This window comes from Mesorhizobium sp. M0894 (assembly GCF_040319725.1).
Lineage (GTDB): Bacteria > Pseudomonadota > Alphaproteobacteria > Rhizobiales > Rhizobiaceae > Mesorhizobium.
Map to the genome: position 1 here is coordinate 393,090 of NZ_JAMYOG010000001.1, position 23,041 is coordinate 416,130.

Here is a 23,041-nt window from a genome sequence, read left to right on the forward strand (position 1 = left end):
GCCCCTGATCCGAACCGGGCTTGGGAGGAGGAAAGCCGATCCGACTGCCTGAAATCATGCGCTCACCGGATTAACGAGAGCTAACGCGAATGCCGCCGAGCGCTCCGAGGCTCTCCCCTTCAAGCTACCAGCGCGAACCGTTCACCGGCTTGGCCGTGCTGCCCGCTGCCGGCACCTTCGCCGCCGTCACCGTCGCCTCGACATGGTCGACCAGCGCGTCCGGCAGGCCGAGGCGGCCAGCAAGCAGGTCGAGATAGCCGCGTTCGGCCCGCGTGTCCGGATCGATGGCAAGACGCGAGGCGGTGTAGAGTTCCAGCTTTTGCGCATCGGTCTTGGCGCCGGCGATCAGCACATCCAGATCGAGCGGCGCGTCCAGTTCCGACATCAGGAATTTCTCCGCTTCGGCGCCGACGCCGGCGAGGCTGAGCTTGCCGGCGATCTTCTGCCGCTCTTCGTCATCGACATGACCGTCGGCCTTCGCCGCCGAGATCATCGCCCTGACCAGCGTCAGCGTGAATTCGTCTTCGCCCTGCGGCGCTTGCGACGGATGGAAGGCGGTATCGGCCGGCGGCGGCAGCAATTCCGGTTCACCGGCGGCTTGCGTTTCGGCCGGCGCGTTGCCGCTCTTGTAGTTCTGGTAAGCCTTGTAGGCGAGGCCGCCGATCGCGGCCAGGCCGCCGAGCTTCACCGCCGCACCGGTGACCTGACGGCCTGGGCCGGTTCCGAGCAGCACCGCGGCCAGCGCACCGGCGGCAAGCGGATTGTCCTTGGCCATCTGCACCGCCTGCCCCGCCTTGTCACGGACGGTCGATCCGGTACCGGGAACTTGCGAGCCGAGCAGGTCGTCGAGGAGCTTCTTGGGATCGAACATCTATGCCTCCAGAATTGGCCCGGCCGAAGGTGCGCGGGCAGGTTTGCACGTCGAAGACCTAGGTCCCGCAGTTTGACATTACAATGACGCGGTGCATCCTTTTGCCCGCTGCCACGCGTGACCTCGCACCGACATCTGCTGGGACTTCACACGGAAATCAAACTGCTTCAGCCTCCTTCCGCACCCTAAAAACATGCAGTGCTGTGGACCTTGGAAGTGTCGAAACCAGCCCCGACTTCGAGTAATGTCGCGGCATGTCGCTTGCGAGGAGCCTGGCATGACCGATGAGACTGACCGCCAGCCGGCACGCGATCCCCAGGAACTGGAGCGCCTGCTGATTTCACGGCAATGGGTCGGAGACATTGACGGCATGGCCGCGCTTTTTGAGCCGCATGCAGTCATCGACAGCGGTGGCGGACAACTGACGTTCGGCCGCGAAGCCATCCAAACGCTGTTCGCGGAGATCACCGCAACCGGCCGAAAATTTCAGTCCGGAGATCAGCGTCCGGCTGTCATCAATGGCGACCTCGCGCTCACCTCGACCCGGCTTCCCGACGGCACGATCACCACCGAGGTCGCACGCCGGCAGAACGACGGGACATGGCTGTGGGTCATCGATCGCTTCTCTGTTGCTTAACGTGAAGTTGCTTGACGTGAAGCTAACTTCCGATGTGACGATCGCCGCGCGCTTGCGCCAGCTCGACCTGGCGCTGGCGCTCGGCATAGCGGGCGCGATCCTCCTCCGAGCGGGCATCGAAGCAATGCGGGCATGAAACGCCGGTTGCATATTCCAGCGACAGCCGGTCTTCTGCGGCTAGCGGATGCCGGCAGGCGCGGCAGAGTTCGGCCTCGCCTTCGACCAACCCGTGCGATACCGAAACGCGCTCGTCGAACACGAAGCATTCGCCTTGCCAGAGGCTCTGTTCGGCGGGCACGTCTTCGAGATACTTCAGAATGCCGCCCTTGAGGTGGAAAACGTCCTCGAAGCCAAGCGACTTCACATAGGCCGTCGCCTTCTCGCAGCGTATGCCGCCGGTGCAGAACATGGCGACCTTGCGCCCCTCGAGCTCATGCCGATGCTGCTCGACCCAGGCCGGGAATTCGCGAAAGCTGGCAGTGGCGGGATCGACAGCGCCCTTGAAGGTGCCGAGCGATACCTCGTAGGCGTTGCGCGTATCGATGACGATGGTGCCTGCATCCGAGATCAATGCGTTCCAGTCGGCCGGCGCGACATAGGTGCCTGCACCTGCCGCCGGGTCGATATTGTCCACGCCCATGGTGACGATCTCGCGCTTCAACCGCACCTTCATGCGGTGGAACGGCATCGCTGCGGCGCTGCTGTATTTGATCTCGAGGCCGGCGAGACCTTCGATGGATTCGAGATGACCGATGAGCGCCGCGATTGCCGCTTCACTGCCGGCGACCGTGCCGTTGATGCCCTCACGCGCCAAAAGCAGCGTGCCTTTGATGCCGCGTGCGCAGCAGAAGGCGGCGAGCGGCGCGCGCAGCGCCTCGAAGGTGTCGAGCCGGGCGAAGCGGTAAAGCGCGGCAACACGGAAGGCTTGGCCGGACAGTGTCATCTCCAAGCCACTAAACGCTCACGACAGCCGGATCAAGGCAGAGCCGGGAGCGGTCTGCCCGCGACGGGTTTCGAACACCACGCGTGACATCGCGACACGCCGCGTTTCGTGGACAGAAAAACCGCCTTCTGCTAACCGGTCGACTTGATCAACAGAGGAGAGACGACGAATGCCCAGCACGACCGAAAAGCTCCTGTCGCTCCTCAACGGCCAGCCGGTCATACCGGTGCTGAAGATCGCCAATCCCGCCGACGCGGTGCCGCTGGCCCGGGCGTTGGCCCGCGGCGGCCTGCCGGCGATCGAGATTACGCTGCGCACCGCCGACGCGCTGGAGGCGATCCGCCGGGTGGCGGGCGAGGTCGAAGACGCCGTCGTCGGCGCCGGCACCATCCTGGACGCCCGCCAGTTCGGCGAGGCGGCGGCCGCCGGTTCGAAGTTCATCGTCAGCCCCGGCATCACCCGCGAGCTTCTCGCGGCAGCCAAGGACAGCGAAGTGCCGTTGCTGCCCGGTGCCATCACGCCGGGAGAGGTCATGGCCGCGCGCGAAGCCGGCCTGCGCTTTCTGAAATTCTTCCCGGCCGAACAGTCGGGCGGCATCGCCTCGCTCAAGGCCTTCGCCTCGCCGCTCGCCGACGTGAAATTCTGCCCGACCGGCGGTATCACCGGCCAGAATGCCGCCGACTATCTCAGCCTGCCCAACGTCATCTGCGTCGGCGGTTCCTGGGTGGCGCCGGACGATCTGGTCAAGGCCGGCAAATGGGACGAGATCGAAGCCTTGGCGCGCGCCGCGAGCAAGCTCGGGCGCTAGCATCGCCGCCGATCTGGCCTGCTGCCGATCTGGTTCGCCGGCTGGTTCCCGCTCATGGGCTCGAACCACGATTCACGCCTTCAAAGGGCGCTGTCCTACCATTAGACGAAGCGGGAGAATGCTGACCTTGGTTAGCATCCCGGCACGAAGGAAGCCAGTGCCGGCGGTGGCGGCAGCCGCGCCGGTTGCCAGCGCGGCCTCTACGATATTTGCCCAGCTGTTATTCGGTCTGGAAGCGGGCCACCGACATGAACTTGACGGCCTTGCCGGTGAACCGGTTGGCGTCGGCCATCTCGTTGCCCGGCTGGAAGCCGACGGTATAGACCTCGCTCGGTGCCGTACGGACGAAGTCGTAAGCATAGCGCGGCGCCGTTGTCGCGTCTGAAACGGTCGCGACATACTCGCCGCTGTGCAGCGCCCAACGGGCAGCCTGCGGCGCGGCAGCGACCACCACCGGCTTGGGGCCGGGTTTCAGGTCGCGGGCGGTGGCCCTGGGTTCCTTGCGTGTGGTCTTCACGCCCGCGCCGATGACGGCCGTCGGGTCGGAGCCGGCCGGGCGGGCAACGATGGCCTTGCGCGGCGACGCCCCGTCGCTCGATGCGTCGTCACTCGCCGGTTCCTCGAACACCGGTGCTTGCTCGGAAAGCGAAGCGACTTTGTATTCGTCGGTCGCGCTGACCCGTTCCAGAACGGCCTTGACCTCGTCGGGCTGCGAACTGTCGGGCCGCGCCGACGGCAATACCGAGAATGCATCGGTGGCGGTGTTGCTCCGCTCGGCCGCACTCGCGAGCGCCAGCAATACTTGCTTGTCCTGCGGCGCAAGACCAGCCGACGAAAGATCGGCCGGCAGCGAATGATCGGGCCGCCAACTCGGCACGGGAATGTTGTTTGTCGCGACCTGCACCGGGCCGGCCGTAGCCGACGCGTCTGCCATGCCGAACGGAACACTTGCCGACGCCACACTTGCCGGCGCTTGCGCGGTTGCCACCGCCTGTTCGGTGGATGCAGTCGCATCCGCCACGCCGAACGGAACGTTTTCAGGCGGCTGGGCACCGATGTCGGCCTTCGGGCGCGGAGCAAAATCGGGCAGCGGAATGCTGCGCGCCGGCAATGCCGCGATGATCGTCTCCGGCGTGTCGTTCTCCGGTTCAGGCGCAGGCGCCGGAGCATCGGCGACTTCCGGAATCTCGGCACGCTTGGCATCTCGAGGCGCCACGATGGCGATGCCAGGCAGATTGCTGCTCTTGGCCGACGGCGCTGGCTTCACGTTACGGGGCTTTGGCGCTGGCTCGGCCATCGCCACATCGGCGCTGTCGTCCGCCTCGTCGTCGCCGCCGCCGAAGAAGGCTGCCAGGAAGCCGCGGGATTTTTTGCCACCGCCGCTTGCGCTGGCCAGTTCGATGGCCGGCGCGCCGGCGCCCTTACGGGCCTTGTAGGAGGCGAGCGCCTGTTGATAACCGGGCAGCGGCTTGCCGTCGCTCGGCACATGCAGCGTCTTGCCGTTGGGGAACACGCGCGCCAGTTCCTGGCGGCTGATGCCGGGCCAGTGGCGCACATTGCCGACATCCATGTGCACGAAGGGCGAGCCGGAGCTGGGATAATAGCCGACGCCGCCGCCCTGCATCCTGAGGCCGATGTCGCGCAGCTTCTTCAGCGGCACACCGGGAATGTAGAAATCCATCGCCCTGCCGAGCATGTGCTGGCTCTTCTCGGCGACGCCCCTACTGCGGCTGCGCAGCATCGAATTCGTCGACGGCGAACGATAACCGCAGACGACCTGGATATAGTCGGTGGCGCCGCTCTCCCGATAGGCTTCCCAGACCAGGTCCAGCAGGCGCGGATCCATCTTGGTCGGCTCGTTGCGACGCCAGTCGCGCAGGATGATGTTGATCTTTCGCAAGCCCGCTTGATCGTAGCGGCCGTTGCGCTTGTAGACGATCTCCGCCTTTTCATGCGTGTGGAGATGATAGAGCTTCAGCGAACGTGTCTCGGCGCCGGCGCCGGTTGCCGCCGCTGCAAGGAACCCGACGGCAACAATCACCGCTGCCAGCCATCTCGGCCAGACGCTCATGTGATAATGCCGCCCGTTTTTGTGTCGTTCGATTCTGTTCAAATCAAAAGGCCTTGCAGGCTGCCGTTTTGTCCCCGGATTTGACCAAACGGATGCGTTAGATGTGCATCCGAATATCGATCCTAATGGTTAATCATCGCTTATTGAAGCCGAAATGCGGTAACACCGTGGCGATATCCCGCCAAAAATATTGCGCAGGATATCTTGGTAAACCGCTGGTTTAGATCATGTTTTGGCGCCAGCTCGAAACACGATCTGTTACCGTCCGCCTTAATACGTGAACATTGCGGCGAACACGTCATTACGAGACTCAGTTGCCTGGAATGATGTCCGGATGAGAACCGGCTTGGCCCTGTGACTCAGGAAGCGAGCCTCTCGACACGGCCGGTCTCCGGGTCGATGCCGTATTCCTTGAGCTTGCGGTAGAGCGTCGACCGGCCGATGCCGAGGCGGCGGGCGACCTCGCTCATCTGGCCGTTGTAGTGGTCGATGGCGAGCTTGATCATTTCGAGCTCGACATCGGCCAGCGCACGCACATTGCCGCGCTCGTCGAGCGCCCGCAGCGTGCCGAAGCGGGGTCTGGCCGGCGCGTCGGGCTCGGCCGCGGCGGCGCCGACGGCGGCCGGGACGTTATCACGCGGCAGGCTGCCCGAAGCCAATCCGGAAGCTGGCCACCCTGAAGCTGGCCCCCCTGAAGCTGGCGAGGCGATATCCGCATCGAGATTGACTGTGCCCTCGACCTGCGCCCGGATCTGCGGGAACTCTTCTTCGGTCAGCATGTCGCCCTCGGCGAGCACCGAAGCCCGGAAGACGGCATTTTCGAGCTGCCTTATATTGCCCGGCCAGTCATAGGCCTGCAGCATGGCGAGCGCCGCAGCCGAGATGCCTCGCAGACGGTGTCGCGGATCGGCGGGCGCCATCTTCTCCATGAAGTGCTCGACCAGATGGGGAATGTCGTCGCGACGGTCGCGCAATGGCGGCACGAAGATCGGATAGACGTTCAGACGATAGAACAGATCCTCGCGGAACTTGCCGTCCTTTACCTGCTGCAGCAGGTTGCGATGGGTTGCCGAGATCAGCCTGATGTCGACCCTGACGGTCGAGCGCCCGCCTACCGGATCGACCTCGCCGTCCTGTACGGCGCGCAACAGCTTGACCTGCACGTCGAGCGGCAGGTCGCCGATTTCGTCGAGGAACAGCGTGCCCGAATGCGCTTCGACGAACTTGCCGGTGTGTTTTTCGGTGGCGCCGGTGAACGAGCCCTTTTCGTGACCGAACAGGATCGATTCGACCAGATTGTCGGGGATGGCGCCGCAATTGACGGTGACGAAGGGTTTCGAGCGGCGGTCGCCGCTGCCCTGGATGGCGCGCGCCACCAGTTCCTTGCCGACGCCGGATTCACCCTCGATCAGGATCGGAATGTTGGACGCCGCCGCCTTGCGGCCGAGCCGGATCACCCGATCCATCGCCGGACTGTGAGTGATCATGTCCTTGAACGTCAGATGGCCGCCGCGCTGCCGTGACGAGCGCTTCACTTCGCCTTCGAGCGCTTCGACCTTGAGGGCGTTGCCGATCGACGCCTGCAGCCTGTCGGGAGAGGCCGGCTTGACGACGAAGTCGAAGGCGCCGTGACGCATTGCCGAAACGACGGTTTCGATGCCGCCCTGGGCGGTCTGCACGATGACGGGAATGTGGATGCCGCGCTCGCGCATTGCCTTCAGCACGCCGATGCCATCGAGGCCCGGCATCATCAGGTCGAGGATGACCACCGAGACGTCGCGCGCATTGGGCCCGTCGACAACATCGAGACCGGCCTCGCCGCCATCGGCGACGATCGCGGTGTGGCCGAATTTCGTCACCGCCGCCTCGAGCAGCCTGCGCTGCACCGGATCGTCATCGACTATGAGTATGGAAGCTGCCATGACTGATCCGACCGTGCCCGCCCGAGAATGCGCCCTATGGATCATCTTGGCACAGGGTTCTAAATAAGCTTTCAAAAAACCCGGTGAATGAATTCCTTAGGATTTGACCGGCTTCTCGTTTCCTCGAATTTTCGTGTTTGGAAGGATCGGCAATGCGCATGGTTTTTGCTCGAAAGCTGGCGGCGGCGTCCGGTCAGGGCGTGGCGGAGCTTGGCGACCTGCCGGAATGGAATCTGGCCGATCTCTATTCGGGCATGGAAGCGCCCGAGTTGAAGCGCGACATCGCCAAGGCCGCCGCCGATGCCATCGCCTTCGAGAGCCGTTGGAAAGGCACGCTCGCCGCCGAGGCCGGGCGTGGCAGCGCCGGCAGGCTGGGCGAGGCGCTCCAGGCCTATGAAGCGCTGGAGGAGCTGATCGGCCGGATCGTCTCCTATGCCGGGCTTGTCTATGCCGGCAACACGTCGGATCCGCAGCGCGCCAAGCTCTATGGCGACATCCAGGAAAAGATGACCGATGCCAGCGCGCACCTGCTGTTTTTCGCGCTCGAGCTGAACCTCATCGACGATGGCGCGATCGAAAACGCACTCGCCGCCGATCCGGCCTTCGCCCACTACCGGCCCTGGGTGCTCGATCTGCGCAAGGACAAGCCCTATCAGCTCGAAGACCGCATCGAGCAACTCTTCCACGAAAAGTCGATCACCGGGCGCGGGGCCTGGAACCGCCTGTTCGACGAGACGATGACCGATTTGCGCTTCGGCGTCGACGGCGAGGAGTTGACGCTTGAGCCGGCGCTCAATCGCCTGCAGGACGCCGACGGCGAGGTGCGCCGCCGGGCGTCCGAAGCGCTGGCCGCAACTTTCCGCAAGAATTTGCGCGTCTTCACGCTGATTACCAACACGCTGGCCAAGGACAAGGAGATCTCCGACCGCTGGCGGGGCTTCGAGGACATTGCCGATTCCCGCCATCTCGCCAACCGCGTCGAACGCAGCGTGGTGGACGCACTCGCCGCGGCGGTTCGCGACGCCTATCCGCGCCTGTCGCATCGCTATTATGCGATGAAGGCGCGCTGGCTCGGCATGGACGTGATGAACCATTGGGACCGAAACGCGCCCCTGCCGGAGACCCCGCAGGCGGTCATCGGCTGGGACGAGGCCAAGAACACCGTGCTTTCCGCCTATCAGCGCTTTTCACCCGACATGGCGGAGATCGCCAGAACTTTCTTCGACCGCAACTGGATCGATGCACCGGTGAGACCCGGCAAGTCGCCTGGTGCCTTCGCCCATCCGACCGTGCCTTCGGCGCATCCTTATGTGTTGCTCAACTACATGGGCAAGCCGCGCGACGTGATGACGCTGGCGCACGAGCTCGGCCACGGCGTGCACCAGGTGCTGGCCGGCGGCCAGGGCGCCCTGATGGCGTCGACGCCGCTGACGCTGGCCGAAACCGCATCGGTGTTCGGCGAAATGCTGACCTTTCGCTCGCTGCTCGAGCAGACCACCGACAAGCGCGAACGCAAGGCCATGCTCGCCCAGAAGGTCGAGGACATGATCAACACGGTCGTGCGCCAGGTCGCCTTCTACGAGTTCGAGCGCAAGGTGCATGCCGAGCGCAAGAGCGGCGAATTGACCTCCGACAAGCTCGGCCAATTCTGGCTGGAAGTGCAGGCGGAAAGCCTCGGGCCGGCGATCAAGCTACGCGAGGGGTACGAGGTTTTCTGGACCTATATCCCGCACTTCATCCACTCGCCTTTCTACGTCTATGCCTATGCATTCGGCGATTGCCTGGTGAACTCGCTCTACGCGGTCTACCAGAACGCCGAGCGCGGCTTTCAGGAGAAATATTTTGCCATGCTGCGCGCCGGCGGCACCAAGCATCATTCCGAGCTTCTGGCGCCGTTCGGCCTTGACGCGGCCGACCCTGCCTTCTGGCAGATCGGGCTTGGTGTGATCAGCGGACTGATCGACGAGCTGGAAGCACTGGACAAGTGATGCGCAACACTGGGTGATGCGCAACACCGGGTGACCGGGTTTTCCAGAACAGTTTAGCTGCAATGCATATTGGCGATGGTTCTATTCTTGTCTTGGATATTTGTTCTTAAATAACTTTCCATGGAAGTTTTCCGTTAGATTCCCGTAAGCTGTATGATAGCGTCCGCCCTCAAGCTCAGCCGGGCACGAATGGATCCGGTCGGAAAGTCCCGACCGGTCATGGCGCGTCGGCGGATGCGACAACGGTTGTTGGCCAGGGGCAAACCGGTCGCCGACAGCTCGATCGAAGCCGGCTGTTCTGCAAATTGCGGAACCACCATCGAATGGTCCTTCGCCGAGGTCATGGCTCCACAGGCCAGGGCGGACGGATCGGACTGGAGAGAGAAAGACAATGGGCACTTTTTTCTACATGCTCCTGGCGTTCCTGGTAGGTGTGTTGGTTGGCTGGTTCATTTGGGGACGCCTGCGTGGCGAACTCGACAGTTTGCGCGGCGATCTCGACCGCACGCGCAGCGAACGCGACAGATTGCGGGCCGATAGCGACCGTCTGACCGGTGAGTTGGATGCATGCGGCCGCGCCCGCGCCGACCTCGAGCGGCGGCTGGGCGAGGCGCCGGCCGCCAAGGCGCCAGCCGCGAAGGCGGCAACAGCCAAGGCGCCAGCCGCCAAGGCCGGCGCGACCAAGGCGGCGATGCAGGCACCGTCAACCCTGATGTCGACATCCGCGCCGGCCAAACCGGCGCCGAAGAAATCTGCAACGGCCAAGGCTGCGACCGCGCCACGCGCAAGTGCGGCGAAAACGGCAACGCCGAAGCCGGCTGCATCGAAAGCGAGCGCCGCACCCAAGACTGCGCCAGCGGCAAAAAAGACTGCGCCAGCGGCAAGCAAGGCTGCGCCGGCGGCAAAGAAAGCCGCGACCGGCAACGCAACGACCGCAGCGGCGGGCAAAGCCAACGATCTGCGTCGCCTGATCGGCATCGGCCCGACCAACGAGCGGCTGCTCAAAGGGCTTGGGGTCACGACCTATGCCCAGATCGCCGCCTGGACGCCCGACGATGTCAGGCGGATCGAGGCGACGTTGAATTTCGACGGCCGCATCGAACGTGAACGCTGGATCGAGCAGGCGAAACTGCTTGCCGCCGGCGACGAAAAGGAATTTGCGCGCCGCTTCCCGACCGCGGGGGAAGCCAGCAACACCTGATCCATCGCAAGGCGGCATTTGGAACAAGGCGGCGCTCTCAGGCGCCGCTTTTGTTTTTGCCCCGCCGCGCCTTTGCGTCTTGAGACGCCGTTCCCTCGATTGCGCACGGTCGAGCCCCCATATAGATCGATCGCTGGTGACCGCAGCATCCGAGCCTTATGTCCCTGCCCCTGCCCTTTGCAATTTTCCGGAACGACGAGACCGCGCGTCAGCTCGTTTTCGACCGGCCGGCCGAGATCATCTCGGCGCATGGCGAGGCGGACTTTTTGCCGGCGCTTGAAGCCGCGCAGGCTGCACATGATGGCGGCAAATGGCTGGCCGGCTATTTCTCCTACGAGGCCGGCTACCTGCTCGAGCCCAAGCTCGTTCCGCTGCTGCCAGCCGGCCGCCGCGCCCCGCTTTTCTGCCTCGGCGTGTTCGACCCGCCGGTCGAAGAGACGGTCGCGCCAGGCGATCTGCCGGCTAGCAACGGCCCAATCTTCGACCCCAAGGCAGCCTGGTCCTCGGACGACTACGCCAAACGCTTTGCCAGGCTGCATGACCACATCCGCAAGGGCGACTGCTACCAGGGCAATCTGACCTTTCCGGTCCACGCGCAATGGTCGGGCGATCCGCTGGACGCCTTCAACGCGCTGACCGAACGCCAGCCGGTGAAGTATGGGGCGCTGGTCGCGCTTGGCGATCCGATCGTCTTGTCGCGTTCGCCGGAACTGTTCTTCGAGGTCGACGCGGAAGGGATGATCGAGACGCATCCGATGAAAGGCACTGCGCCGCGCGGCGCCACCAAGGCGGAGGACGATCGCCTGAAAGCGTTCTTGCGCAACGACGAGAAGAACCAGGCCGAGAACCGGATGATCGTCGATCTCCTGCGCAACGACATCTCACTGATCAGCGAGGTTGGCACGCTCGATGTGCCGGAGCTTTTCCGCATCGAGAGCTACCCGACGGTCCACCAGATGGTGAGCCGCGTGCGGGCGAAACTTTTGCCCGGCCTCGCCATCCGCCAGATTTTCGCCGCGCTGTTCCCCTGCGGTTCGATCACCGGCGCGCCGAAGATCCGTGCCATGGAGATCCTGCGCGAGCTGGAAGGTGGCCCGCGCGATGTCTATTGCGGCGCCATAGGCTGGATCGCCCCCGGCGGCCGGATGCGCTTTTCGGTGGCGATCCGCACCATCTCGCTCTTTGCCAATGGCGAGGCAGTCTACAATGTCGGCGGTGGCGTCGTCTTCGATTCGACAGCCGAAGAGGAGTACCAGGAGTGTCTGCTGAAAGCCCGTTTCGCGACGGGAACACTGCCGATCTCGAACTGATCGAAACAATGCGCTGGGAACCCGGCTCGGGTTTCCTCCGTTTCGACCGCCATCTCGCGCGGCTTTACGGCTCGGCAGACGAACTCGGCTTCGGCTGCGACCCGCAACGGGTCGGTGAAGCGCTGATGAATGCGGTCGGCCGCCAGCACATTGCGTTGCGCACTCGCCTCGTCCTGTCGCGCAAGGGCGATGTAGCGGTTTCGGTGCAGCCCTACGCGCCGCTCGCCGCAGACAAGGTCTGGACCGTGCAGCTGGCGCGCGTGCGGCTTGATTCGAGCGATATGCTGCTGCGCCACAAGACCAGCCGCCGACAAATCTATACGCGCGCCCGCGCCGAATATCTCGCCGGCCGGGCCGACGAGGTGCTGCTCGCCAATGAGCGCGGCGAAATCTGCGAGGGCACGATCACCAATGTCTTTGCCGAATTCGGCGACGGCGTGCTGGCCACGCCGCGGCTCGATTGCGGCCTGCTGCCTGGCGTCCTGCGCGGCGAACTGCTGGATCAAGGCCGCGCCCGCGAAGCAATCTACACATGGAGCGAACTGAAATCGGCCAAGGCGCTGTTCGTCGGCAACTCGCTGCGCGGATTGATCCCGGCGCGGCTGGGCTGAAGCATCGGGAGACAACAATGTTCGTGGTTTCGCTGAAGTATACGGTGCCGCTGACCGAGATCGACAGCCTGCAGCAAGCGCATGTCGAGTGGCTGAAGGCCTGTTATGCGGAAGGCATTTTTGTCGCCTCCGGGCCGAAGCGGCCGAGGACCGGCGGCATCATCATCGCGCGCGGTCCACGCGACGTGCTCGATGCCAGACTGGCGGACGATCCCTTCGCCAAGGCAGGCGCCGCCGATTACGAAATCACCGAATTCACGGCGAGAATGGCCGCTGCCGCACTGGAAGCCTACAAAGAAGCATGAGTTTCCGCCCACCGACCCACACACCCTATGACGGCTCGTCGAAACTGTTCACCATCGGGCTGAAGCCGCTCAATCTAGATAGATGGATCGAGATCGACGAATATCTGCTGCCCTATCTTGCCGAGAAACGCCGGCTTTATGCCGAAATTCCAGACAAGGTTTTTGTCGAGGAGCAAGCCACACGCGACGCCCAACGCGAAGTGCTCGATCTGCTCGGTGCGCATCTGGCGGCGAACTTTCCTGGGACCCACAGGCGTACCGACAACGGGATCGTGGTGATCGGCGGCACCGACAGTCTTGTAGGCTCAGGCACCGCAGCTTCTTTCAGCGATGCGCCGCTTGTCGCGGCCTCGTTGCTCGTCCAGGAGGATTTGATCCTGATGCGCCGCGACGAGAGCGGCTGGCGTCTGGCGGCCGGCTCGCTCTGCTTCCCCTCGTCATGGTCGCTGACCGAAAAATTCGGCAAGCCGCTGCAGCAGATCCACGCGCCGGTACCGGGTTTCGGTCCAGGCACACGCCCGGCCGATCTCATCAACCGCATGTTCGACGGCCTCCAGGGCCAAGCCGTCGAGCGCTACAACTGGTCGATCCAGGCGGGCGACGCGCTCTACCATCCGCTCTCCAATGTCGAACGCATCGACCGCGCCAGCAGTCGCCCGTCGAGATTCCCGGACGGTGACATCGACGCCCATGCCTTTATCCGCGTCGAGCGGCAGACGCTGAGAAAGCTCCCCGTTTCGGGCGACGTACTCTTCACCATCCGCATCCATCTCGACCCGCTCGCCGTGCTGGAGCGCCACCGCGACCGTGCGGCGCTCGCAGCGTCCTTGGCCGAACAACTTCTGGCGCTGGACGAGGCCCAGCTCGACTACAAGGGGATGACCGCCGATCGTGACCGGCTGGTCGCGTGGCTTAGGGCGCTGGCGCTGTCCTAGAGCAGTTCATCGTTTCACGGAAACGCCGAACCGCTCCACCTCTTTGCTCTTGCGCAATTCCGGACGGAAAGCCGTCTCACACTTTTCCCGGAATTGCCCTAAATCGCAGCCAGGCCCAGCAGCAGGATCGCCGACATCGCGGTAAAGACGGTGACGTTGACATCCCACCGCCAGCCCGCCGGTCCAAACGGCGGCCGGAACGGCGGGTAGCCGTTCTCGTCATACAGCACGCCACCATAGATCGGCCGCGAGAGCATGGCCGCGAAGAATGCCCCATACATGGCCGCGGCCAATCCGCCGGCGAGATAGAGCCGCTCGGCTTCGAGTTGCCCCTTGATCCAGATGAGTCCGAGGGCAATCAGCGCCACCCCGGTATAGCTCAGCACCTGCCAGACGACGTGAAACCGGGCATGGGGAGTCCACAGTGGATTGGTGGCGTGGGTGGCGTTCAAGTCGGCTTTGATCGTCGCTACACCGTAACCCACGGTCGCGACGCTCAGCAGAATTCGAGCAAGCAGATGACTGTCATAAGCGAGTTCCATCGCATTTTCCTCCCCTCACGCCGGAACGGCTTGAATGGCGCCCTGAGCACAGAAGAGCTGCCCATCGGCCAGCCGCGCATAATTATGGACGATCCGGTTCTCGTGATCCTGCAACTGCACAATGAAGTTGCCGCTCTGCTCCGTCCAACTCGCGAGCACGAGATTCGGACGCACGCTGGTCAGGCCGACCTTGACCACCTCGTCGATTTCAGTGGTCCCGATCGACGCCTGGATATGCAATTCCTGCGGCGAAAGAAACGTCAGCCGCGGTACGAAGGGGCCGAAAACGCAGTCGAAAGTCTTGCCTACGAGCGAGGCTGGAAAAGCATCGGTTTCTGCCATCATCCTCTCCTTGGGCATTGGCCGCTGCGACCATGCCATGTGACGATTCTCGGTGTCTCAGTCGCAGAAACACCCTCAGTATATGCTCTTGGAGCGCTCCAAGGAGCACGATCCCCCTATTTTGGTTTTGAGTCAATAAAATTCTTGGAGCGCTCCAAAAAATGGTCTACCTCAGGGAAAACGAGTGAACCGCCAATGCCCACCCTAGCCGATGTCGGCAAGGCTGCCGGAGTTTCCCGGGGGACTGTCTCCAACGTCTTCAACCGGCCGGAGCTGGTCAGGCCCGAATTGCGCGAGCGCGTCGAAGCGGCCGCGCGAGCGCTCGGGTTTGGCGGCCCCGATCCGAAAGGACGATTGCTGCGGGACGGCAAGTTCAATGCCATCGGGTTCATGCCGCCTGGCGCCTACGCCATCTCCGAAGTGATGAGAAGCCCATACGGCCGCGAGCTGGTGCTCGGCGTTTCGCTCGCCTGCGACGAGGCTGGAACGACGCTCAGCCTTGTAAACGGCACCGACAACACGCGCTTCGCCAGCATCCGCGATGCCCTGGTTGACGGCTTTATCCTTGGTCACAGCGCCGACATTGGTCTCATAATTTCGGTCCAGAGACGCCGTCTGCCCTTCGTCATTCTCGAAAGCGACGCAGGTCCCGACATCAATTCGATAAAGATCGACGGCAGGAGTGGCGCGGTTGCTGCCGTCCGGCACTTGACCGGGCTGGGGCACCGGCATTTTGCCATCCTTTCGGTGCGCCGGTCTCCCGGCCCGCCGATTGTCCACATGCCCGGAAAGGCAACGCGCCCGCTTCTGGCCGGCTTCCCGCTCGACGATGAAAGGCTCGACGGTTTCAAACAGGGTTTGGCGGAGGCGAATTTGTCGATCGACGATGTCCCGATCATCGAGACGATCCCGGGCGAGCCATCTGCCGGAGCAGTGGTGTTCGACAGGGCGCCTGAAGCAACCGCGATCCTGACCATGTCGGACTGGCAGGCGATCACGATCCTGGACGAGGCGGTTCGCCGCGGCATAGACGTGCCGGGCCACGTGTCGGTCGTCGGCTTCGATGGCACCGCTGAATCCGCACGCACCACGCCTCCGATGACCACTGTCGCACAAGACGTGATCGGAAAAGGCCGGCTTGCCGCCCGAATGGTCCTTGACAATGAAGCCCCCCGCCAAGTCGTTCTGCCGGTAGAACTGGTGGTTCGAGCCTCCACAGCCGCGCCGAGGACAAAAACCCGCTGAAACGGGCGGATGCGCCATCCGCACCAGGGGCGGCGCTCGCCGCGTCTTTTCGCTGAGCAGCCTCAGGTGCGGGACGAGGCACAACTTGACTATAAGGGCCTGACAGCCGACCGTGACTGCTGGCGCAAGACAGCTGTAACTTGCGGCTTGGGGGAAAAATGATCCAGCATCTTAGCAGGCCGGTCACGTTAATGGCCGCGATCCTGGTACTGTCGACAGCAGCCGAGGCGGAGCCGGTGACTTATGCCGGCAAGCTTGGAAAGAGCGATATCGTCGTCGAATTCACCGGCGACCCCGCCGCGCCCGGCGGCCCGCTGGCCGGCCGCTATTTCTACCGCTCGAAGGGCGTCGACATCCCGCTGCAGGCCTGGTCTCAAAAGGGCAGCAAGTTCGAACTGGCCGAGGAGGAGGCATGCGGCGCCGACAATTGCGATGACGGAAAGGCTGCGCCGATTGCCGCCGTCTGGCGCCTGGCCTCATCCAGTAACGGCAAAACCCTTGAAGGCAGCTGGAACGGAAAGAGCGCGCTGCCGCTCAGATTGGAACGGGTCGCAAGTCGGCAGGTGACCGAGAACGAGCCCAGCAGCCCGCTCGATCTCTACGATTTCAGCTTCATGAAGTTCTTCGGCAATGACACGCCGCTCACCATGGAAACGTCCCCTTATGACTATCTGCGGGTGGACACTCAGCTCGATAACGGCAAGACGACTGGTTGGCCGGACGCAACCTACCGCTATGTCGTCGACCCCCGCACCAAATTTGCCACGCCGCGCATTGTCGAACTGTCCGGCGACATTCCAATCGAGGCCGCGAACGCTCTGCTGCAAGACAGGCACTGGCGCGCCAACATCGGCGCACTGGGCTGCGTGGCGGCGCAATATGCCGGTTTCAACGAAGGCGGGCCGATTGACGGTGTGAACGGCGGCACACTCGGTGGCTATGAGGACAGCACATTCGAAGTGACCTCGCTGACTCCGCGGCTGATGAGCTGGCGGGAGTCCGGCAGCATCTTCTGCGGCGGAGCGCATCCGACCAACTATTCGGACGCCTACATCATGGATGTGCGGCGCGGCGTCCTGCTCGGCCTTCAGGACATTTTCTTGGATACGATAGATGGCAAGCCCGGTCCTTCCCTCGCCTCCTTCGTCAAGCAGCGGCGCAAGAAACCGAGCGATCAGACCGATATTGATCACGAAGCCGAATGCGGCATCGACGATCTGATCGACGAAAATTTGGCTGCCAGCCTCTGGCGCGAGGGCGACAAGCAGGTTCTGGTGTTCGGGCTCCAGACCCTGCCGCATGCCATCCAGGCCTGCGCCGACGATTTGCTGGAACTGCCGATCTCCGAGGCACGTGCCCTCTTCAAGCCGGAGTTTGCAAGTCTGGTCGAGCCGTAGCCGGGATGGCGCGGCGTAACGCCGGCCGTCCGATTTTCGCTTTATTGTGACAATGATCTATGGTTTGTCGCGCCGCGGCCAAGCCGCTGTTCCGAAGCGTTTTTTGAGGGAGTAATCGATAAATGGTGAATGAAAACTGGCCCGTTTACGGTGAGATCACCGGCCCTGTGGTGATGATCGGCTTCGGCTCGATCGGACGGGGAACGCTGCCGCTGATCGAGCGCCATTTCAAATTCGACAAGTCGCGCATGACGGTCATCGACCCGCGCGACACCGACCGCAAATTGCTCGACGAGCGCGGCATCACCTTCATGCAGGACGCAGTGACCAAGAAGAACTACAAGAAGCTGCTGACACCGCTTTTGACCAATGGCGGCGGCCAGGGCTTTTGCGTCAACCTGTCGGTCGACACTTCCTCGCTCGAACTCATGAAGCTCTGCCGCAAGCTTGGCGTCCTCTATATCGACACGGTGGTCGAGCCCTGGCTCGGCTTTTATTTCGACGAAAAGGCCGACAATGCCTCACGCACCAACTATGCGCTGCGCGAGACGGTGCGTACTGAAATCGCGAAGAACCCAGGCGGCACCACGGCGATCTCGTGCTGCGGCGCCAATCCGGGCATGGTCTCGTGGTTCGTCAAGCAGGCGCTGGTCAACCTCGCCACAGATCTTGGCCTCGATTTCTCGGAGCCCGCGCAGCACGATCGCGAAGGCTGGGCCAGGCTGATGAAGAAAGCCGGCGTCAAGGGCATCCATATCGCCGAGCGCGACACCCAGCGCACCAAGAAACCCAAGCCGATGAACGTGTTCTGGAACACCTGGTCGGTCGAAGGCTTCATTTCGGAAGGCCTGCAGCCGGCCGAGCTCGGTTGGGGCACGCATGAGACGTGGATGCCGAAGAACGCCAAAAAACACAAGAACGGCTCGAAGGCCGCGATCTTTCTGGAGCAGCCCGGCGCCAACACGCGCGTGCGCACATGGTGCCCGACGCCCGGTCAGCAATACGGCTTCCTGGTGACGCATAATGAGGCGATTTCAATTGCCGATTTCTTCACCTTGCGCGGCAAGAAGGGCAAGGTGCAGTACCGGCCGACCTGCCATTACGCCTATCATCCCTGCAACGACGCCGTGCTGTCACTGCACGAGATGTTCGGTGCCGCCGGCGAGGCTCAGCCCGTGCATCACGTGCTCGACGAAAACGAACTGGTCGATGGCATCGACGAACTCGGCGTGCTGCTCTACGGTCACGCCAAGAACGCCTACTGGTACGGCTCGCAGTTGTCGCTGGCCGAGGCGCGCAAGCTGGCGCCCTACCAGAACGCCACCGGCATGCAGGTCACGTCGGCGGTGCTGGCCGGCATGGTTTGGGCGCTGGAAAATCCCGAGGCCGGCATCGTCGAAGCCGACGAGATGGATTACAAGCGCTGCCTCGACGTGCAGAACCCATATCTCGGGCCGGTCAGGAGCTATTATACCGACTGGACACCGCTCGACAATCGACCTGGTCTGTTTTCCGAGGACCTCGACACCAAAGACCCGTGGCAATTCCGCAACATCCTCGTTCGATAGCAGCGTTGCGTCGACACTCCGCCAGCTTGCAATCGCCCGGAAATCGGGCGATTGAAGAGGAGCGGCCTAGAGCGACGTGCGTCCATTTGGACGCACAAAGTACGCTCTAGCACTTTGAATGTGAGCATCGTGCTTTCCGAAAATCGGATCGATTTTCGGGCCGATGCGAGAGGAGAGGATTTTGAAGATGACGATCGCGCAAAGACTGCTTTCGGCTGGCATTGCCGCGGCCGCTACGGTCGCGTTGGCGGCCTGCACCACAACCGGCCCAGGCGAGCCGCCGGTGATCACGGCCAAAGGGGTTGAAGGCTCCTGGATCGACGCGCAGGGCACGGGCTTGTCCACCTTCAAGGGCGGCAGCTTCGCGACCGTCGCAACCGACACCGGCCAGAAGCTTGCCGATGGCAGCTACACCATGACCGGCGGCACCTCGGTCGAGATCCATGGCACTTCGCTGATCCGCCAGACGCCGATCAGCTTCAACTGCCTGATGGTCTCCACAAGCCAGCTCAATTGCACCAGCGCGAGCGGGCAGAATTTTGTGCTGACCAGGCGCACCTGAAATCCGATTCCGAATTGACTTTGCAAAAGGGCGGCGGCTTCAAGCCGCCGCTTTTTACGCCGGCAAAGCCTTTTTACGCCGGCAAAGCTGATGCCGATTTCCGCTTGCATCGACTGAAACGCGATGTGAACATGGCCCGAGAGGGCTGTTACATCCCAGTCAAACAAGAGCTTTAAACGCGTCTGCGCATGACCCCGAAAATCGGAGTCGATTTTCGGAAAGGATCATGCGCAAAATAAAATTGGTACTTTGCGCGTCCCAAATGACGCGCGGCGCTGTACTCAAGTTATCCGGGAGACGAGAATGAAGAAGATCGCTGCCATCGCCGCGCTGTCGGCATCGGCGCTTGGCCTGTCGGCAGGCGTATCCTTTGCCGACTACACGCTGAACATCCTGCACATCAACGACTGGCACAGCCGCATCGAGAGCAACAACAAGTATGAATCGACCTGCTCGGCCGAGGAGGAGACCAAGGGCGAATGCGTCGGCGGCGCCGGCCGCCTGGTCACCGCGATCGCGCAGGAGCGCAAGAAGCTGCAAGGCCAGAACGTGCTGCTGCTCAGCGCCGGCGACAATTTCCAGGGCTCGCTCTTCTACACGACCTACAAGGGCAAGACCGAAGGCGAATTCCTCAACCAGATGAAATTCGATGCCGAGGTGGTCGGCAACCATGAGTTCGACGATGGCGAGTCGGCGCTGGCGCCGTTCCTCGACATGATCCAGTTTCCGGTGCTCGGCGCCAATGTGAAGGCCAATGCGCAATCCAAGCTCGGCGACCGCGTCAAGCCGTCGATCGTGGTCGAGGTCGGCGGCCAGAAGATCGGCATCGTCGGCGCGGTCACCAACGACACGCCGGAGCTTGCCACGCCTGGCCCGAACATCGCCATCGAGGACGACGTCAAGTCGATCACCGCCGAGGTCGAGAAACTGAAGCGAGAGGGCGTCAACAAGATCATCGCGGTCACCCATATCGGCTACAAGCGAGAACGCGACGTGATCGCCAAGATCCCGGGCGTCGACGTGGTGGTCGGCGGCCACAGCCACTCGCTGCTGTCCAACACCGACCCCAAGGCGGAAGGCCCTTATCCGACGATGGTCGACAATCCGGACGGCTACAAAGTGCCGGTCGTGCAGGCGGCGTCCTATTCGAAATATCTCGGCGAGTTCAAGGTCGTCTTCGACGACAATGGCGTCGTCAAAGAGGCAAGCGGCGATCCCATTCATCTCGACAAATCGATCACGCCCGACCCCGCCGTGCTTGCCCGCATCAAGGAACTCGGCGCCCCGATCGAGGCTTTGAAGAACAAGGAAGTCGCCGAGACCACCAAGGCGATCGACGGCAGCCGCGAAAACTGCCGCGCCCGCGAATGCGAGATGGGCAATCTGGTCTCCGACGCCGTCCTCGACCGGGTCAAGGGCCAAGGTGTCGAGATCGTCATCTCGAATGGCGGCGGCTTGCGCGCCTCGATCGACCAAGGCACCGTCACCATGGGCGAGGTTCTCACTGTGCTGCCGTTTCAGAACACGCTGGCGACCTTCCAGATCACCGGCAAGGATCTGGTTGCCGGCCTCGAAAGCGGCCTCAGCCAGGTCGAGGACGGCGCCGGGCGCTTCCCGCAGGTTGCCGGCCTGAAATATGCGTTCGACAAATCGGCGCCGCCTAATGGACGCGTCAAATCGGTCGAGGTCATGGAAGGCGGCGCCTGGACGCCGATCAAACCGGACAAGGACTATCTGGTCGCCACCAACAACTATGTCCGCCAGGGCGGTGACGGCTACAAGGTATTCGCCGAGAAGGCCAAGAACGCCTATGATTACGGCCCGGGGCTGGAACAGGTCGTCGCCGATTACCTCGGCGCGCACCGGCCCTATACGCCGAAGCTCGACGGCCGCATCACCGAGATCGCCGCGACCGGAGCCCCGGCCGCGGAACCAGCCAACCCGGCCGAACCGCCAAAACCTGCTGAGGCAGCGCCGATAAAGCCTGCTGAGCCGGCAATGCCCGAAATGCCGGCCGGCTCCGGCGACATTTCCAAAACACCACCGGCCGTCCCGGCTGAAACCGCGCCGGCGGCCCCCGCACCCGCCGAGCCGGCCCAGCCGGCGGCACCTGCGGCTCCGGCCACACCGGCTCCGGCGACCCCTGCTCCGGCTGTGCCGGCCAAACCGGCCGAGACGGCGCCTGCCCCGATTCAGCCGGCCCCGAGTCAGCCAGCCCCAAGTGAGCCGGCAAAACCTGCCGAGCCCGCCAAGCCGGCTGAGCCGGCACCGGCCGAAAGCAGCCATGTAATCGTCGCCGGCGATACCTATTGGGATCTCGCGGTGAAGGCCTATGGCGACGGCACCAAATGGAAAATGATCTTCGATGCCAACAAAGCCTACGAGCCACGCCGGCTGCCGGTCGGCGCAACCTTGACTATCCCGGCGGCCTCGAAGTAATCCGGCCGCAGGAACGCAATGCACCCGCCCGGCAAACCGGGCGGGTGCTGCATTTCTGGGATAAGGTGCGGCCAGACGCTGCATTTGAAAACCGGCGCGGCATCGCTACCTTCGCCGCGGCACCGCTGGTTTCGCGGTGTTGGAGAACCCCATGACGCTTGCCAACCCTGCTGAAAGCAAAGCCGAAACGACCGCCGGCGCGCTCCCGGCAGGACACCCTCCGGTCGGGACAGGCAAGGTCGGTGTCATGCTGATCAATCTCGGCACCCCGGACGGCACCGACTTCAAGCCGATGTGGCGCTATCTCAGGGAATTCCTGTCCGATCCGCGCGTCATCGAACTCAACAAGGCGGTCTGGTATCCGATCCTCTACGGCCTGGTCCTCACCACCCGGCCGAAGAAGTCGGGCGCCAACTATGCCAGGATATGGAACCGGGAGCGCAACGAGTCGCCGCTGCGCACCTATACCCGTGCCCAGTCCGAGAAACTCGGGCTTGCGCTCGGCGATTTATCCCATGTGATCGTCGATTGGGCGATGCGCTACGGCAACCCTTCGACCGAGAGCGTGGCCAACAGACTGGTCGAGCAAGGCTGCGACCGCATCCTGTCTTTCCCGCTCTATCCGCAATATTCGGCGACGACGACTGCGACCGCCAACGACCAGTTGTTTCGCGCGCTGATGAAGATGCGCCGCGCCCCGGCCATTCGCAGCGTGCCCCCCTATTACAACGAGCCGGCCTATATCGAGGGGCTCGCCCGTTCGATCGAAGGGCATCTGGCGAGCCTCGACTTCGATCCGGAAATCGTCATCGCCTCCTATCACGGTATTCCGAAATCCTACTCCGACAAGGGCGATCCCTACCAGGCGCATTGCCTGGAGACGACGCGGCTGCTGCGCGAAAAGCTCGGCTGGGATGAGAACAAGCTGATTACCACCTTCCAGTCGCGCTTCGGCGCGCAGGAATGGCTGCAGCCCTACACCGACAAGACGGTCGAAAGACTGGGACGCGAAGGCGTGAAATCGATCGCCATCGTCAATCCGGGCTTTTCCGTCGACTGCATCGAGACGCTGGACGAGATCGGCAGGGAAGCGGCCGAGACCTTCCACCATGCCGGCGGCGAAAAGTTCGCACACATCCCTTGCCTCAACGACAGTGCAGAGGGCATGGCGGTGATCGAGGCAATGGTGCGGCGCGAGCTGTCCGGCTGGGCCTGAATGGATCCCGCAGTCCATGCACCCGCAATCCGAGATCACCTGATTGTAACATTGCTGAAACACACTTAAGTGTTTGGTGGAATCGGCCGCGTGGCAATGTCCAACATGGCCTTTGAGGGGAGAGCCAA

General features: G+C 63.1%; 20 protein-coding genes and 1 tRNA gene. 14 read left to right on the forward strand and 7 right to left on the reverse strand.

The features are described from left to right. Nucleotides 1-124: 124 nt before the first annotated feature. The gene (locus NKH91_RS01955; RefSeq protein WP_352845590.1) at nt 125-871 is read right to left on the reverse strand and encodes a tellurite resistance TerB family protein; all 747 of its coding nucleotides are present in this window, start codon (nt 869-871) and stop codon (nt 125-127) included. A gap of 277 nt (nt 872-1,148) precedes the next feature. On the opposite strand from NKH91_RS01955, the gene NKH91_RS01960 reads away from it, so the two are divergent. Continuing rightward, nucleotides 1,149-1,508: a YybH family protein gene (locus tag NKH91_RS01960; RefSeq protein WP_023720199.1), complete on the forward strand. Its 360-nt coding sequence runs from the start codon at nt 1,149-1,151 to the stop codon at nt 1,506-1,508. 22 nt (nt 1,509-1,530) lie between these two features. Here NKH91_RS01960 and trhO read toward each other — a convergent pair whose 3' ends face one another. Then, a complete protein-coding gene (trhO, locus tag NKH91_RS01965) occupies nt 1,531-2,451 on the reverse strand; it encodes an oxygen-dependent tRNA uridine(34) hydroxylase TrhO (RefSeq protein ID WP_352481954.1) in 921 nt (306 codons plus the stop codon). A gap of 169 nt (nt 2,452-2,620) precedes the next feature. Here trhO and NKH91_RS01970 point away from each other — a divergent pair, with 169 nt between their 5' ends. Next, complete coding sequence (locus tag NKH91_RS01970) at nt 2,621-3,259, forward strand: 2-dehydro-3-deoxy-phosphogluconate aldolase (RefSeq protein WP_352481952.1); 639 nt, start codon at nt 2,621-2,623, stop codon at nt 3,257-3,259. Nucleotides 3,260-3,301: 42 nt separating this feature from the next. On the opposite strand, the gene NKH91_RS01975 is transcribed toward NKH91_RS01970, so the two are convergent. The 3 genes from NKH91_RS01975 to NKH91_RS01985 form a co-directional block, all read right to left on the reverse strand. Next, nucleotides 3,302-3,375 (reverse strand) — tRNA-Gln (locus tag NKH91_RS01975). Between the two features lie 104 nt (nt 3,376-3,479). Then, complete coding sequence (locus tag NKH91_RS01980; protein WP_352884557.1) at nt 3,480-5,330, reverse strand: peptidoglycan L,D-endopeptidase MepK; 1,851 nt, start codon at nt 5,328-5,330, stop codon at nt 3,480-3,482. Between the two features lie 359 nt (nt 5,331-5,689). Beyond that, nucleotides 5,690-7,252, reverse strand: coding sequence for a sigma-54-dependent transcriptional regulator (locus NKH91_RS01985; protein WP_352845588.1), 1,563 nt, complete (start codon nt 7,250-7,252; stop codon nt 5,690-5,692). Between the two features lie 152 nt (nt 7,253-7,404). Between NKH91_RS01985 and NKH91_RS01990 the strand changes: the two genes are divergently transcribed. From NKH91_RS01990 to NKH91_RS02015, 6 genes are all read left to right on the forward strand, one after another. Then, on the forward strand, nt 7,405-9,240 hold the full coding sequence (locus tag NKH91_RS01990; RefSeq protein WP_352845587.1) for a M3 family oligoendopeptidase: 1,836 nt from the start codon (nt 7,405-7,407) through the stop codon (nt 9,238-9,240). A 391-nt stretch (nt 9,241-9,631) separates the two neighbouring features. Continuing rightward, entirely contained in the window at nt 9,632-10,441 is an 810-nt protein-coding gene (locus NKH91_RS01995; protein WP_352884556.1) for a helix-hairpin-helix domain-containing protein, read from the forward strand. A gap of 158 nt (nt 10,442-10,599) precedes the next feature. Continuing rightward, nucleotides 10,600-11,751: an aminodeoxychorismate synthase component I gene (locus tag NKH91_RS02000; RefSeq protein ID WP_031194349.1), complete on the forward strand. Its 1,152-nt coding sequence runs from the start codon at nt 10,600-10,602 to the stop codon at nt 11,749-11,751. Beyond that, the gene (locus tag NKH91_RS02005) at nt 11,700-12,362 is read left to right on the forward strand and encodes an aminotransferase class IV family protein (RefSeq protein WP_352494712.1); all 663 of its coding nucleotides are present in this window, start codon (nt 11,700-11,702) and stop codon (nt 12,360-12,362) included. Before NKH91_RS02000 ends, NKH91_RS02005 begins: the two co-directional genes overlap by 52 nt. Nucleotides 12,363-12,379: 17 nt before the next feature. Next, nucleotides 12,380-12,667, forward strand: a complete 288-nt coding sequence (locus tag NKH91_RS02010; RefSeq protein ID WP_023720190.1) for a YciI family protein — start codon at nt 12,380-12,382, stop codon at nt 12,665-12,667. After that, nucleotides 12,664-13,602 (forward strand): heme-dependent oxidative N-demethylase family protein, encoded by a 939-nt coding sequence (locus tag NKH91_RS02015; protein ID WP_352481946.1) that lies wholly within the window; start codon nt 12,664-12,666, stop codon nt 13,600-13,602. The genes NKH91_RS02010 and NKH91_RS02015 overlap by 4 nt, the downstream gene beginning before the upstream one ends. Before the next feature lie 98 nt (nt 13,603-13,700). Here NKH91_RS02015 and NKH91_RS02020 read toward each other — a convergent pair whose 3' ends face one another. Both NKH91_RS02020 and NKH91_RS02025 read right to left on the reverse strand, forming a co-directional pair. Further along, nucleotides 13,701-14,144, reverse strand: a complete 444-nt coding sequence (locus NKH91_RS02020; RefSeq protein WP_031194347.1) for a DUF6640 family protein — start codon at nt 14,142-14,144, stop codon at nt 13,701-13,703. A gap of 15 nt (nt 14,145-14,159) precedes the next feature. After that, nucleotides 14,160-14,486 carry a MoaF-related domain-containing protein gene (locus tag NKH91_RS02025; protein WP_156948115.1) on the reverse strand — a complete coding sequence of 109 codons (327 nt, stop codon included), beginning with the start codon at nt 14,484-14,486 and terminating at the stop codon, nt 14,160-14,162. 195 nt (nt 14,487-14,681) lie between these two features. Between NKH91_RS02025 and NKH91_RS02030 the strand changes: the two genes are divergently transcribed. The 6 genes from NKH91_RS02030 (at nt 14,682) to hemH (ending at nt 22,913) form a co-directional block, all read left to right on the forward strand. Beyond that, the gene (locus NKH91_RS02030; protein ID WP_352494711.1) at nt 14,682-15,731 is read left to right on the forward strand and encodes a LacI family DNA-binding transcriptional regulator; all 1,050 of its coding nucleotides are present in this window, start codon (nt 14,682-14,684) and stop codon (nt 15,729-15,731) included. Between the two features lie 158 nt (nt 15,732-15,889). Then, entirely contained in the window at nt 15,890-17,128 is a 1,239-nt protein-coding gene (locus NKH91_RS02035; RefSeq protein WP_352845584.1) for a hypothetical protein, read from the forward strand. A 122-nt stretch (nt 17,129-17,250) separates the two neighbouring features. Next, nucleotides 17,251-18,696, forward strand: coding sequence for a homospermidine synthase (locus NKH91_RS02040; protein ID WP_023720184.1), 1,446 nt, complete (start codon nt 17,251-17,253; stop codon nt 18,694-18,696). A 187-nt stretch (nt 18,697-18,883) separates the two neighbouring features. Beyond that, entirely contained in the window at nt 18,884-19,258 is a 375-nt protein-coding gene (omp10, locus tag NKH91_RS02045; RefSeq protein WP_023720183.1) for an outer membrane lipoprotein Omp10, read from the forward strand. A 303-nt stretch (nt 19,259-19,561) separates the two neighbouring features. Further along, nucleotides 19,562-21,697 (forward strand): 5'-nucleotidase C-terminal domain-containing protein, encoded by a 2,136-nt coding sequence (locus NKH91_RS02050; protein WP_352845583.1) that lies wholly within the window; start codon nt 19,562-19,564, stop codon nt 21,695-21,697. Nucleotides 21,698-21,848: 151 nt separating this feature from the next. Next, entirely contained in the window at nt 21,849-22,913 is a 1,065-nt protein-coding gene (hemH, locus tag NKH91_RS02055) for a ferrochelatase (RefSeq protein ID WP_352845582.1), read from the forward strand. The last annotated feature ends 128 nt before the right edge of the window (nt 22,914-23,041 follow it).